The 13560-nt window shown below is 64.6% G+C and carries 7 protein-coding genes; 3 read left to right on the top strand and 4 right to left on the bottom strand.

The window, feature by feature from the left end; genetic code table 11:
• The first annotated feature begins 16 nt into the window (after positions 1 to 16).
• From BKY59_RS15095 to BKY59_RS15085, 3 genes are all read left to right on the top strand, one after another.
• A complete protein-coding gene (locus BKY59_RS15095) occupies positions 17 to 700 on the top strand; it encodes a hypothetical protein (protein WP_129586413.1) in 684 nt (227 codons plus the stop codon).
• 13 nt (positions 701 to 713) lie between these two features.
• Positions 714 to 1247: a hypothetical protein gene (locus BKY59_RS17485; RefSeq protein ID WP_076072944.1), complete on the top strand. Its 534-nt coding sequence runs from the start codon at positions 714 to 716 to the stop codon at positions 1245 to 1247.
• 88 nt (positions 1248 to 1335) lie between these two features.
• The gene (locus BKY59_RS15085) at positions 1336 to 2013 is read left to right on the top strand and encodes a MobA/MobL family protein (protein WP_240500128.1); all 678 of its coding nucleotides are present in this window, start codon (positions 1336 to 1338) and stop codon (positions 2011 to 2013) included.
• A gap of 1296 nt (positions 2014 to 3309) precedes the next feature.
• Here BKY59_RS15085 and BKY59_RS15075 read toward each other — a convergent pair.
• From BKY59_RS15075 to BKY59_RS15060, 4 genes are all read right to left on the bottom strand, one after another.
• Positions 3310 to 7488, bottom strand: a complete 4179-nt coding sequence (locus BKY59_RS15075) for a tandem-95 repeat protein (protein ID WP_076072942.1) — start codon at positions 7486 to 7488, stop codon at positions 3310 to 3312.
• Between the two features lie 177 nt (positions 7489 to 7665).
• Positions 7666 to 8748, bottom strand: a complete 1083-nt coding sequence (locus tag BKY59_RS17480; protein WP_129586412.1) for a helix-turn-helix transcriptional regulator — start codon at positions 8746 to 8748, stop codon at positions 7666 to 7668.
• Positions 8749 to 9450: 702 nt separating this feature from the next.
• The gene (locus BKY59_RS15065) at positions 9451 to 11901 is read right to left on the bottom strand and encodes a zinc-dependent metalloprotease (RefSeq protein ID WP_076073004.1); all 2451 of its coding nucleotides are present in this window, start codon (positions 11899 to 11901) and stop codon (positions 9451 to 9453) included.
• A gap of 312 nt (positions 11902 to 12213) precedes the next feature.
• Positions 12214 to 13497, bottom strand: coding sequence for a DEAD/DEAH box helicase (locus tag BKY59_RS15060; protein ID WP_076073003.1), 1284 nt, complete (start codon positions 13495 to 13497; stop codon positions 12214 to 12216).
• Positions 13498 to 13560: the final 63 nt, after the last annotated feature.

Genomic DNA, 13560 nt, shown 5'->3' with positions numbered 1-13560 from the left:
AATCGTAACGGTCGCGATGACCGCCGCCACCATTCCCGTGCCGCCCCCACGGAATGCCATTCACGACAGCGACACGATGCTCGTCGGAATTGGAATCTTGATGTGCTGGCGTAGGAAGGGGCGGTGGCGCTTTGCACAGCACACCCACGCGCTGCAGGCAGGGGAACCGGAGTTCGATCTGCTGGACGCCGTTGCTGCCCAGTTGCCTCCAGCAGGCATGCTGGTCGGCTGGAATATCGCCAGGAGCTTGGCACCAATACTGCTGAACGTAGCTGCGACCGCGCCGCCGGCATGTGCGTGCGGCTTTCTCACTCGGTGGCAGGGCCTACTGAAGGGTGGCGTCTTCGACATGGCGCTGCCCCGCGGCCGTGCCGGCTTTCCGACGCTTGCTACCGCTGCGGCGGACTGGGCAATCTATGCTCCAACCTGGCGCGACGAGGATATCTTCAGCGCTTGGGCTACCGGGCGGACCGACCCGTTGCGACGGGATCTGGCTGACGAGGCTCTGGCACTCTGGCGCATGCACGTCCGCGCGGAGGGCATGGCGAGGATCGATAAGGCGGAGGCCACCGATGCCTGGGTCGCAGCGCAAAAAGCTTCGGACCTTACGCCATGGACCGCAGAGGAAATGGGATCGGAATTGGGAAGTGGGAACCGTGACGGAGCGGAAAATCCTCGGCCAACCGGCCGTCGTTCATAAGAAGGAATTACTGATGACTTCGACATATCTCACGACATCACAGGACTGGTGTCATAGCCTGCGTAGCCTGATGGGCTATCCCGCTCACGCACCTGCCTTTCATACAGCCGGTTGGTGCTTCAGTGCACCGCGCACGATTTTTGATGCGTGGGAAGTAGCGCGGCTTGCGGCCGACCGGGGATGCGATCTGGTTCATGTCTCGATCGAGCCGTATGCGGACGCGCCGCTCGCTGTGTCTATGGCGATCCGCCAAGACGCAGGCGTGGAGTGGGTGCCGGGCGTACGGCTCTATGCAGCAAGTGAAACCGCACGGATTGAACTGCTGACGGGGGACCGCCGCTACTTCGTCGGCCCCCGCCACTTCCTTACTGGAGCAAAACTGCCGCCCAACGCACGCAGGGCAAACGGCGAGGCTATCGCCTGGCGCCGTTGGCGACAGGCCGTGTCGACGATGGCACCAGCTACGCTGAAGGGCTCTGTCTGGGTGCCGAAAGGCGGCAGCTTCGCCGACGCAATTCCGCACGAACAGATCAAGATCGTTGCCTGACCGCTCCCATTACCAACCGCGTCGCGTGCTCCGCGATGCCCCCGCAACGCCGCCCAAATGGGCGGCGTTGCCGTTTCTGGAGAAGAGAATGACCCTGTTCATCACCCAAGAAGACGTCGCCCAAATGAAGCGGATGTTAATCGCCCGCCCGCGGGAGCGAAAGGCGGATGACCGGCCGGATTTCAAGGTGCGACCAATCAGCGAGGCGTGGCAGTATGCCCACCGCTTGCCGGCGTACAAAACGGCTGTCGCCAATGCGGCTTATATCTGGCGTGACGACGCCGCCGTCGACAGGTTCGGGCCGATGCCAAAACAATTTGCCGGTCGACGGTATGAACTGCGCGGTTCAGGGCTCATCGTGCCAGCGAGCGCCCCCGTTTGGGCGACGCGCGGGTACAGCGTTTGGGAGGAAGCTGACGCAGCAGCGGTGGCGACCGGCGATCCTACCGAGGTCGCGGCCTGGCACGTCCTGCTGGAAATTCCGGCGACGATCCGGCCGGAATGGTGGGAATGGATCGTAACGGGTTTCGTTCAGCGCGAGCTCGTCGGCCGCGGGGCCGTCGTGGCGTGGGCCGTGCACGCGGTCGAGGGCGACGGCAAATGGATAGTGAAGCCGCACGCCCATCTCGTGGTAACGGCACGGCACTGGCGGCATGATCACCGACATGGCCAAAGGCATCCGGGATGGATCGGGTCCTGGGGCGCACAGAAACGCCTTGAATATGCTTGGCACCGACGCTGCATGGCAACCCGCTACGGCTTCTGACAGTCGCCTGCGTCCAACCCCACCGGATACTAGGTTTTCACATCGAGTGCCGGTGAGGTGGCATATTCTGTGGGTTGATACTCACGGTGCTCAACGGCCGACCGTCATCTTCGTACCGTCGGCGATCGGTCGTGCCGCTAACAGTTGCACCGCTAGATCCCGTTCCGGCGAAAACGTGATCGTTTTCCGAAGGAAGCTGGATTGCGGATAATCTTCAGCACCCGGGGGTGGGTCAGGTCCGCCAAAACCTTTTGGTCTTCGAGCCTGTCTTGCGAAGCGCGAATGCTGCCAGTAGGTGTAGCCAGTGGGTGTAGCCATTCACAGTCGTCGCTGATCAAAAATGGCGGAAATCAGTCGTTTGGGACGGCTTGGACCTACTTAGGTGAGGTCCCTGCCGCCCCAGCCAGTTTCTCTCGTAAGTCGTTGTGAAGACAGGAAGCCGGCCTCCGCTCCGGTTTCGGTGTCCGTCGGAACCGTGACCTGTCCTGTGACGCATCGCGCCGTCGCAGGACCGGATATGGGGCAAAGTCCTCGTCGATGCGTCACATCAACCTTTCCCGCCGCGGCGGGCATTATCTTATCGCGCTGCCTTCTCACTGGATGAACAGGTTTCCTCGGTACGGCTGTCGCGCAGACGACCGTCCGCGCGAGCGTGTCGCCCTCCTGGACCGGTTCTGGGAGGACAGGTGGAAGCAAATCGTGGACGAGCGGGACGATATTGGTTCTGATCCCACGATCATTTCATGGATCGGTTCGTCGAGGGCATGCCGCATCTGAACGGCGACCAGTCACTGCGTATCCGTAAAACCGGTATGCCCGACGCCTGCCGACACTCGCGACGCAGGAGGCGGCGACAAAGCCGCTTGCCGGGCGTACCATTCGGGCGACGCCCTCGAACGACGTGCGCGCGCGTCGACAGCTGATACCGGGCACGCTGCCCGCCTTCGATCAGGTCGAGCAGCAGGTCCGTCCGACGTTGGAGAATTCGGACGCGCGCCTTTCATCGCTGAACGTGCCGATGGACTGGCCGACCGTCGATCCTGTCCACCATCGTAGCAGCGGGTCGCTCGACCCCAATCTGCAAGTAGAACGCACAGCAGTAAAACGGCGTAGTCCGCAGTATATCCGGCCGGGGATCTTCGAGCACCACCCGGAACGGGTGCCATGGCTAGGGCTGGGTCCGATACGTTGCCGTTACTGGACGGCCCGGTTATCGAACTCGCGATGAGGCGGGCGGTAACGCCTGCTGTGCCACGATACCCGCCCCCAGCGTAAGCGATGGTCCCGCCGCTCCAATTACGAAAAGTTCAGGTCGCCCGTTCCGGCTGCGCTGCCCAGCAGGCTGTAGACATAATAGGTAACGCCGTCCTCGACACGGCTTCCATCGAACTCCAGCGACTGGATTATGCGGCCGGCGCTATTGCTGATCGTCAGAATGCCTGCTTCGCCGGAAACACCGGGATCCCCGGGGCCATCGACCCCTCCCGACAGGTCGAGCGCCCGATTTCGTCCAAATGCGATGACCCCGTCGCTATTGACGTCGTTCAGTTCGGACGTGAGGACGAGAATGTCCTTGGCGCCGAAGTTCCGGATGGTATCGCGACCCAGATTGAGGTCGAGAGCGGTATCGTAGAAGAAGGTTTGGCTGGTGCGGTCGCCCCTGTCGCCCTGCACGATGTCGTTGCCCAGAAGACCCTCGATCGCGTCCGTCGGCCGTGTGAGCGCGTCGGCATAGACGTGGACGCCCGCGCCTGCGGCGCCGAGGTAACGCAATGCCGTTACGCCCTCGATCGTCGCGGTGTCTCCGCCCGCCGATCCGTCGAGCCGCACGCTGTTGTCCACGAGGGAGATGATCCCGTTGCTATTGTCCAGCCGGACATTGACGGCGATCACGTCCGTCTTTGCGAAGTCGGTGATTCGGTCCTGTCCGGTCTCGGCCGCAGCATCGAAATAGAAGCTGTTGCGATAGGCCGGTCCGGTAAGCACGTCGTCCGTGCCAGCCGAACCATCGATCGTGCCGGTCCGTCGGACGACATAGGTATCGGGCAGGTCGCGGCTTGGCTCGGCCACGTCCCGAACGGTCAGGCTCACGGTCGCCTGCGCGGAGGCACTGCCGTCCGACGCGGCATAGACGAAGCTGTCGGTTCCGAAATAGTCGGCGTCCGGTGTGTAGGTGAAGCTGCCGTCGGCGTTGAGCGCCACCGCTCCGTGCGTCGGCCCGGAAACGAGCGAGGCGGACAGTGCGTCGCCCTCGTCGTCCGTGTCGTTGGCGAGTACCGAAGCGGAAAGACTGCTATCCTCGTCGAGCGTGAACGCGTCCGCGATCGCGTTGGGGGCCGTGTTCGGAACCGGGTCAGCCGGCGTCACCGTCAGCGAAACGGTTGCTTCCGACACGACCAGTCCATCGGACAGGCGGTAGGTAAAGCTATCGGTTCCGGCAAACCCGGTCGACGGCCTGTAATCGAACGTGCCGTCCGTGTTGAGGGTCAGCTGTCCGTTGGCCGGTTGGCCGACCAGGGAGACGGTCAACGCGTCGTTGTCCACATCGCGGTCGTTCGCGAGCACGGTGCCGGCGATGCTTTCGCCGGCCTTGACGCTGAAGGCATCGCCGGCCGCTTCGGGCGCGTCGTTGGCACCGTTCACGGCGAAGCGCACGGTGACGGCGGACGGTGTCAGGCCATCGCTGACCGTGACGGTGAAGCTGTCCGCTGCGACGTCGGCACGGCCCAGGGCGTTCGTGTCGGCATCGTCGTTGGACAGCGTGTATGTGAGCGTATCGGCCGCCGTATCGAGGACGACCGTCCCGTAGACACCGGCGATGCCGTACGATCCTCTGCCCAGATCGGACCAGCCCCGAACGTCGTAGGCCGGGATGGTGCCGTCGGGATCGGCCCGGGTCAGCGCGACCTGCGCCGTCGATACGCCGGCGCCGGTTGCACCTGCTTCCGTCAGCGCGCGGCTCGGTGCACTGGCGCCGATCGTCGGCGCGCCGTTGACCACGGACAGACGGACGGTCGCTGTCGACGATACCGTCCCGTCGCCTGCGCGATAGGTGAAGCTGTCATTGCCGACATAATCGGCATCGGCGACGTACCGGAACGATCCGTCCGCGTTGAGCGTCAGGTCCCCATGTGCAGGCCCGGTCGCGACAATGGCCTGTAGGGCATTTCCGTCGACGTCGCTGTCATTTGCCAATACGCCGCGCCCGTCCAGTTCGAACGCTACCCCCGCGGTGGCGACATAGATGCCATCGTCGGCTGCGACGGGCGCGTCGTTCACCGGCGTGACGCGGATTGTTGCGGTTCCCTGCGCAAGCCCGCCCTTGCCGTCGTCCACAGTATAGCGGAAGCTTGCATCGCCGTTGAAGTTCGCGCCCGGCGTGAAGGTAACGGTGCCATCCTGATTCAGCGCGGCTGTGCCCCCGAATACCGCTTCGACACCCGATACCACCAGCGTATCGCCGTCAACGTCGCTGTCGTTCGCCAGTATCTGTGCCTGGGTCAGCCGGATCGCGCTGTCTTCGCTGGTCGTGAACCGGTCCGGACCATCCACGTCGGGCGGCGTGTTGGTGAGCAGGTTGACGGTCTGGTCCGTGAACCTGGCTTTCTCCACTTGCCGCAGCGTGTCGGTCCCGTCGCCGGCCTCGCGACGATCGCGGACGGTGGTCGCGCCGTTGCGGGTGACGATTTCATAGTCGGCATAGGCACCGGTAAATACCGCAAGATCGTCGCCGACCCCGCCGGTCACCATGTCGTTCCCGTCGCCGGAATAGAAACTGTCGTCCCCGGCGCCGGCATCGACCGTGAGCATCACCCCGCGCCCGCCGCCATAGATCTGGTCGTCGCCGGACCCGAGTTTGAAGGAGAGGGTCTCGATGCTGCTCCAGTTGATGGAGTTGTCGGTGCCGCTCAGATAGCCGCTTGCGCCGTCGGAGTAGACATAGGCGGTGGTGGCGGTGGAGAGTGCGGACCAGTCGGCGGTCAGGCTGTCGGTGCCGGTGCCGCCGTTGAGGCTGATGGAGGCGGCACCGCCGCTCCTGAGCGCGAAGCTGTCGTTGCCCGAACCGGTGGCGAGGCTGATCTGTTCGACGTTGGCGACGCTGGCGGCGGCGCCGAGCCCGCTGAGCGTATAGGCCGATCCGGTGCCCTGGGTGACGCCGATGGCCGCCGTGCGGGTGGCATAGTTGCCGCTCCAGCTGTCGCGGCCGGTACCGCCGTCGACCGTGTCCGCACCGACCGAAGTGATCTGGTCGTCGCCGCCGCCGCCGCTGACGCGGTTGGTGCCGGCCCCGGCCGACAGCTGGTCGGCACCGGCCCCGCCGGTCAGCCGGTCGTTGCCCGATCCGGTATAGATGCCGACGCGCTCGACATTGGTGAAGCTGGACCCCTGACCCTCGAACACCGACGCCGTGTTCGCCGTGCCGTTGAGCGCGAAGGTGATGTCGGCGGTCGATGCCTCGAACCCGGCATAGCCGAAGTCGTCGCCGGCGCCGGCATCGACCGTCATCTTGCCGCCGAGGCTGGTGGCGTAGATCTGGTCATTGCCGGACCCGAGTTTGAAGGAGAGGGTTTCGATGCTGCTCCAGTTGATGGAGTTGTCGGTGCCGCTCAGATAGCCGCTGGTGCCGTCGGAGTAGACATAGGCGGTGGTGGCGGTGGTGAGTGCGGACCAGTCGGCGGTCAGGCTGTCGGTGCCGGTGCCGCCGTTGAGGCTGATGGAGGCGGCACCGCCGCTCCTGAGCGCGAAGCTGTCGTTGCCCGAACCGGTGGCGAGGCTGATCTGTTCGACGTTGGCGACGCTGGCGGCGGCGCCGAGCCCGCTGAGCGTATAGGCCGATCCGGTGCCCTGGGTGACGCCGATGGCCGCCGTGCGGGTGGCATAGTTGCCGCTCCAGCTGTCGCGGCCGGTGCCGCCGTCGACCGTGTCCGCACCGACCGAGGTGATCTGGTCGTCGCCGCCGCCGCCGCTGACGCGGTTGGTGCCGGCCCCGGCCGACAGCTGGTCGGCACCGGCCCCGCCGGTCAGCCGGTCGTTGCCCGATCCGGTGTAGACGCCGACGCGCTCGACATTGGTGAAGCTGGACCCCTGACCCTCGAACACCGACGCCGTGTTCGCCGTGCCGTTGAGTGCGAAGGTGATGTCGGCGGTCGATGCCTCGAACCCGGCATAGCCGAAGTCGTCGCCGCCGCCTCCGTTGAAGGCAACGGCAGTATCCAGTCCCTGTATGTAGAAGGTATCGCTACCCGAGCCGTAAAGCACGTTCAGCCGCTCGATATTGGACCAGGCAATATTCACGCTACCCTGTACATATCCCGAACCACCAGTCGCATAGACCTGACCGTACAAAGCCGTCGTCAGCGTCGACCAATTGATCGTCAGCGTATCGGTGCCACCACCCCCGTTGACCGAAGATGCCCCATCTGCGGGGGTGAGCGTGTAGCTGTTGTTCTCGTCGCCACCGGTATAGGTCGTCATGTCGATTTCCCCCGAACATCCAACGCGCGTCGAGCAGTCTGGGTCGCCGCCGATCAGGGCGGAAGGGTCGCTCGATTAACCTTGTGTTAAGCTTTTGCCCGCGGTGGTCGTGTCGGGCTTCACCCGTTCGGGGGATGAGCAGAAAAAAAGCATGCCGATACGGCGAGCGCCCTTTGGTTACGCGCGGACCGCGGGACCGATCAAGCGAACAAGGTCCGACTGGCGGGCAGTCCCGGTCTTCGCAAACAGGGATTTGAGCTGTGTGCGGAGCGTTTCCCGCGTTACGCCGCGTCGTTCCGCGATTTCGGCGAGGGTCGCACCGTCCGCAAGGCCAAACGCCAACGCCTGTTCGGCGGCGGTGAACCGGTACGCCTGCGCGATCCATGCGCCCTTCGTTCCCAATCCGCTGGGTAAGGCCGGGTCATCGATCAGAATCAGGGCACCATCGTCACCGCGGGCACCGGCCGGCATTACACGTAAACGATAGGCCGCCCGTCCAGATGGACGTTCACAAAGGAAACCGGTGCGTTCCGGGTCCTTTCGATCGATCGTTACCTTCACGGCCTGGCACACCGCGTCATTTAGTCCCCGATTGGCGAACTCTATCAGAAGGCCGCGTTCCCGGATGCCGTCACGGGCCGCCAGAATCTGTTTCGCAGCCCCGGACATGCGCAATATCCGAAGGCGCTTGTCGACGATGAGCATCGCGGCTTCGGTTGCTTCGATCATCGTTTCCAGCAGCCGCCCTTCGCCGCGCTCCCTTTCGATCACTTGCCGCACCCGAAGCACATGACGGAGATGACCGATGATCAGGTCCAAGGCCGCGACTTCTGGATTGGTGTATGTAAGTCCACGAAGGGGGCGGTGAACGGCGATTACCAGCAGGTCATTTCCCATGGGGATCAACGCGCCCATGCAGCGTGCCGTGTCATCCCCGATCGACCTGAATAATTCGTTGTAATATTCAGTTTGTATGAACTGTTCGGGTGATATGTATCGATCCATATTGAAAGCCGAACCCGTTGCGCCATGTTCGAGCGAAGCTTTCAGCCATACGTCCTTGTCTACAAATGATGTCGCATAAAGTTCGGCATGTGCCGGATCATAATAGGACAGACTATGGAAATGCGTTTTACCCCCAGGGGTAAAATGATGGATATTCGCAGATCGTGAGTTATTGGTCATTGCGACTGTCTCGGCAAGCCCTTTAAGGGCGTGCTCATCGTCGATAGCAGAGTATAAGTTTTCCCGAAAATCCATAGGAAACCCTCCTATCAAGAGCCGGCATTTAAAGAACGAATTAGGTCACCTTGGCTATGAGCAGAAATAACTATCGTTATGATGGCTTTATAATATGTAATATATTATGGAATTTTTCCGCATGAAATGACTATCGCGGTCGGATCGGCGTAGCCGCGACCTGGGGCTTCCAAAACGACAACTCTTCAGCGCCACGCGGATGCCCAGGAAGATAGTGTTGGATCGGGGCAGACAGGACGCGCGTCATAGCTTGGCTCATTCCAGAGAATTGATACCAGTTCGAGTCGCCGGGAAAGCGAGAGACGCCGTAAACTTCATACGCCTTCACCTTACGCGCGTTTGGGATGGTCTGCTTCAACCGATATGTACACTGGCGTTCCGTGCAAAAGGGCTGCGTGCCGTTCGATACCGCGTCAGACGGCTCCGCTGACTGACGGCCAGGTAGAAACGTTACATGCAGAGCGGCAGTAAATGGTGGCAGCAGCCATATTCTGGTTGTCGAGCCGGTAGTCCGCCTTGCACTTTTTTAGAAATGTTGCTCCGAACGGCGCATATAGCGGAACGGCCCGTTAAAACGGTGTTCCGATCGCTCGACGTGTCGGGGATCAATATGCCAACGGCTTTGTGGTTCGGGCCTTAGCCTGGTCGGGACGCTGACACGGAGGCCGTGAGAACGGAACGGTCCGGCGACCCGCGACTGGGTCAGCCGAACCAGCCGGTGTCGCCGCCGATCGGCATGCCGGGCGGGATGGCCGGTTCGGTGCGGCGGGTCTTGTCGATTTCCGCCTTCAGCCGATCGGCGTCGCGCAGCAGGGCGGCCATCCCGCGTTGCCAGTCGCCATCCTCCGTCCGGGCGGACGCCGTGGCGAACCGGTCGGCCACTGTGCGCAGACGGCCGTCGAGGATGGCGGCCACGTCGATCGAGGTCGCCGGATCCTGCCGGGCCTGCGCGATCGACAGGATCGTACGGTGCGCAATCCGCCGTTCGACCGCCGTAGCGCGCCGGTCGACAGTCGCGGCGACGAGCCGATCGAGCAGCAGTTCCAGCCCGGGCAGCGCGGGATCCTGCGCATGTTGCAGATAGACGCGCGTCAGCCGGGCCGGCGCGAGCAGGCTGTCCAGCGTAACCTGTGCGGCGACGTCGGTGGCAACCAGCGGATCGAAGGCGGCCGCCCCGGCGGTGGCGAAGACCTCCGTATCGAACTGCGGATCGGCGCCGGCGTTGGTGCCGGACGACAGCCGCAACGCCAGGGCCGGCGGCACCGCGAGTTCGGCGGCGGACAGCGTGCCGAGCATGGCGTCGATCGCCGCGACCTGATCCGCCGCGGCGACCGGTGCGGGCGGCGGGGTGGCCCCGCCGACCACGGCATAGCGATAGTCGATTCCGCCGATCCGCTTGCCCAGCGCATCCACCTGATAGCGGTGGTAGAGCCAGACGGGCACGAACTTGCGGCGCAGGTTCGACAGCGGTTCGCCGGGCAGCAGGACGCGGGGGCCGAACCCGTCGAGCGCGATCCGGCGGACCGCCATCACCTGCGCCAGATCGGCGACGCCATCGTCGCCGTCGGTCCACATATTGTCGCCGGGAACGGCCAGATCGGCGGCGCGCCCGTCGGTATCGGTCAGGAAACGCAGGCCGACCCGTTCGATGGCGGCCGCCTTGCGCGCCGCGTCCGCATCGACCGAACCGCCGGGCGCGGGCTGGCCGTAGAGCCAATCGACGGTGTACGTATCCCAGCGGCCGATGCCGGTGGCGTAGGCATCGCCCAGGTCGAGCCGCCCATCGACGATCCGCACCCGCGCATTCGGATAGTCCATGACCGAACTGCGATTCTGCAGGCTGCCGGCGAAATTATGGACGAAGCCGATCGCGTGGCCGACCTCGTGCGCGCCGAGCTGGCGGATGCGGGCGAGGGCGGCGCGCACCGGATCGTTCGGCCCGCCGTCGCCGTTCTGCGCGGTGCCGACCAAGGCTTCGAAGATGGCGATGTTCTGCCGGACGCGGAGCGCACCCAGCACGACATTGCCCTTCACGATCTCGCCGGTCCGCGGGTCGATGATGCCACCGCCATAGGACCAGCTGCGCGTCTGGCGATCGGCCCAGTTGACGATGTTGTAGCGCACGTCCTGCGGATCGATATCGGGCGTCAGGATACGGACCTGGAACGCATTGATGAAACCGGCTGCGTCGAACGCCTGGTTCCACCATGCGACGCCTTCGGCCAGCGCGGTACGGATCGGTTCGGGCGCGGCATTGTCGATGTAGAACAGGATCGGCTTCTTCACGCGCGACCGGGCGGCGGCGGGATCGACCTTTTCCAGCCGGAAACGGTTGGCATATTCGACCAGCACCGGCTGGCCGAGCGGGGTGCCGAAATCATAGACCTGCGTTGCATGCGCGCCCGACCGGATATCGAACTTGCGGGGGACGAAGCCCGGCCCCGGCAGGCGGATCAGCGAATGATGGACGGTGAAGCTGACCTGACGGCCGTCGGGGGCGATCGTGTCGACTTCCCGGCCGGGCGTGTCGGAGACGTAGGTCTGGACCGCTTCCATCTCGATATTGTCGGGGAAGACCCGGACCGAGGCCGGATCGACGGCGCTGAGCCGGTCGGCCGGCTTATACCCCTTGCCATCGGTATTGAGCGCATCGGCGAGCTTCAGCGTGTCGCCGGTCAGGAACGGGGCGAGATCGACCGTGGCACCGCCGCCCGGGGTGGAGGCGACGATATCGAGCAGGGCCACCGTGCTGAACGGAAAGCTGGCGCGGGCGCCCTGCTGCACGGCGGCATCGCCCGTCGCGCGGTATTTCGGGTTTTCGAACGTCACCGCCATCTTGCGGCCCAGCCGGCGGAACGCGAGCAGCTGCGTTTCGCCCTGCATGCCGCGATCGATGCGGATCCGCGCCGATCCCATCCCCGTCTTGATGGCCGCCGAGCAGAGGAAGCGGCCGGCGACGCCGTCCGCCCCGGCCGGGGGCAGCGTGACCAGCACCTTGTTGTCGTTCGGATCCACGCGGACCGGCAGCAGCGCGCTACCGCCGGAAGTCGCCACCGCGACCGGCTGGGCCAGCAGCGCGGATACCGGCACCAACGCCGCGGCCAGGGCGGTCGCCAGCACGCGACCGACAAATTTCCTGCTGTTGCGCGGCATGATGTTCCCCCTGGTGCGGCGTCGAAGGCTGATCATGGCCGTCTGGCGTTTCGTCTGCATGTTCGCTGTCATGAAGCATGTTTCGCGGGGGCAGCATAGGATTCTAACGTGACAGGCAACTATCCCGCATGATTCCGTCACTCGGGACAGCGGCGGGGCTGGCTATCGCTTGTTGCACGTGATCGCCCGGCGATGACCGCGACCGATCAGACCGCAGCCCGCCGCGGATGCAGGACGCGTTAGGGAACCGGCGCACCGCGTGTCGCCCGGTGGAAAAGGGTCAAGACCCCACGATCCCCGCGAAGCGTCCGCTCAGGCGGCGGTTGCCGCCATGCGCGCGGCGTGCTTTTCTTCCTCGGTCCAGACCTTGCGCTCGCGCGGCGCTTTCGGCGGCTTCACCTGCTTGGCCGGGCCGCCGCCCAGCACGGGTGCGCGCTTGGTGGAGTGCCGCGCCACTTCGCAATGCCATTGGTGGTCGGCCCGGACCGTCAGGGGCTGACCGATTTCGCGTTCCACATCATGGAGCCAGGCGCGCTGTTCGGCATCGCACAGCGTGATGGCGAAGCCGCTGCGCCCGGCCCGACCGGTGCGGCCGATGCGGTGGACATAGCTTTCCGGCAGGCTGGGCAGGTCATGGTTGAACACATGCGTCACGGTGTCGACATCGATGCCGCGTGCCGCGATGTCCGTCGCCACCAGAACCTGCACGGTGCCTGCGCGGAAGGCGTCGAGCGCCCGTTCGCGCTGACCCTGCGACTTGTTGCCATGCAGCGCCTCGGCCGCGATGCCGCCCTCGCTGATGAAGGCGCAGACTTCGTTGGCAATGTTCTTCTGCAGCGTGAAGACGACGGCCTGGCCCATGTCCGGGGTCTGGAGCAGTGCCAGCAGCGCCGCCTTCTTGTCGGCCGCATCGAGGAACATCACCGACTGCGCGATCCGGTCGACGGTGGTGGACGGCGGGGCGATTTCGACCTTTGCCGGATCGCTCAGCAGGCTGTCCGCCAGCGCGGCGATCGATTTGGGCATCGTCGCCGAGAACAGCATCGTGTGGCGATCCTGTGGCAGCGTCGCGACGATGCGTTCGATCGGCTTGGCAAAGCCCATGTGGAGCATCTGGTCGGCCTCGTCCAGCACGAGCGCCTCGAGCGCGGACAGGTCGCAATGGCCCTGATCGATCAGGTCGAGCAGGCGGCCCGGAGCCGCCACGATGATGTCCACGCCGTCCCTGAGCGCGGCCACCTGATGAAACTGGCTGACGCCGCCGAAGATGGTCGTCACGCGGAGTGCCAGGTGGCGGCCGAAGCTTTCGAACCCGGCCGCGATCTGCGACACCAGTTCGCGTGTGGGCGCGAGGACCAGGATGCGGGCACCGCCGCCGGGTGCCGGGCGGGGATCGGCCGCGAGGCGGTGGAGGAGGGGCAGCGCGAAGGCGGCGGTCTTGCCGGTGCCGGTCTGCGCCATGCCGAGCATGTCGCGACCCTGCAGCAGCAGCGGGATCGACTGCGTCTGGATCGGCGTGGGGGTAACATAGCCCTGTTCGGTCAATGCGCGCAGCAGGGGGGGCGCCAGAGCGAGATCGGCGAAAGTCATGGTCATCGTCACGCGGCGCCTCCAGCGCTGAGCAAAGCTGCGCCTGATCGGGCTTAGCGTATTGAGACC

The sequence above is a fragment of the Sphingomonas montana genome (assembly GCF_001956315.1).
GTDB lineage: Bacteria > Pseudomonadota > Alphaproteobacteria > Sphingomonadales > Sphingomonadaceae > Sphingomonas_R > Sphingomonas_R montana.
Note: the sequence above shows the minus strand (reverse complement) of the source record. Positions and strands in the feature narration are given on the sequence as shown.

Coding starts and splice junctions, on each gene's coding strand:
- BKY59_RS17485 (WP_076072944.1), top strand. CDS start 714: ATGACTTCGACATATCTCACGACATCACAGGACTGGTGTCATAGCCTG.
- BKY59_RS15075 (WP_076072942.1), bottom strand. CDS start 7,488: ATGACGACCTATACCGGTGGCGACGAGAACAACAGCTACACGCTCACC.
- BKY59_RS15060 (WP_076073003.1), bottom strand. CDS start 13,497: ATGACCATGACTTTCGCCGATCTCGCTCTGGCGCCCCCCCTGCTGCGC.
- BKY59_RS15065 (WP_076073004.1), bottom strand. CDS start 11,901: ATGCCGCGCAACAGCAGGAAATTTGTCGGTCGCGTGCTGGCGACCGCC.
- BKY59_RS17480 (WP_129586412.1), bottom strand. CDS start 8,748: ATGGATTTTCGGGAAAACTTATACTCTGCTATCGACGATGAGCACGCC.
- BKY59_RS15085 (WP_240500128.1), top strand. CDS start 1,336: ATGACCCTGTTCATCACCCAAGAAGACGTCGCCCAAATGAAGCGGATG.
- BKY59_RS15095 (WP_129586413.1), top strand. CDS start 17: ATGACCGCCGCCACCATTCCCGTGCCGCCCCCACGGAATGCCATTCAC.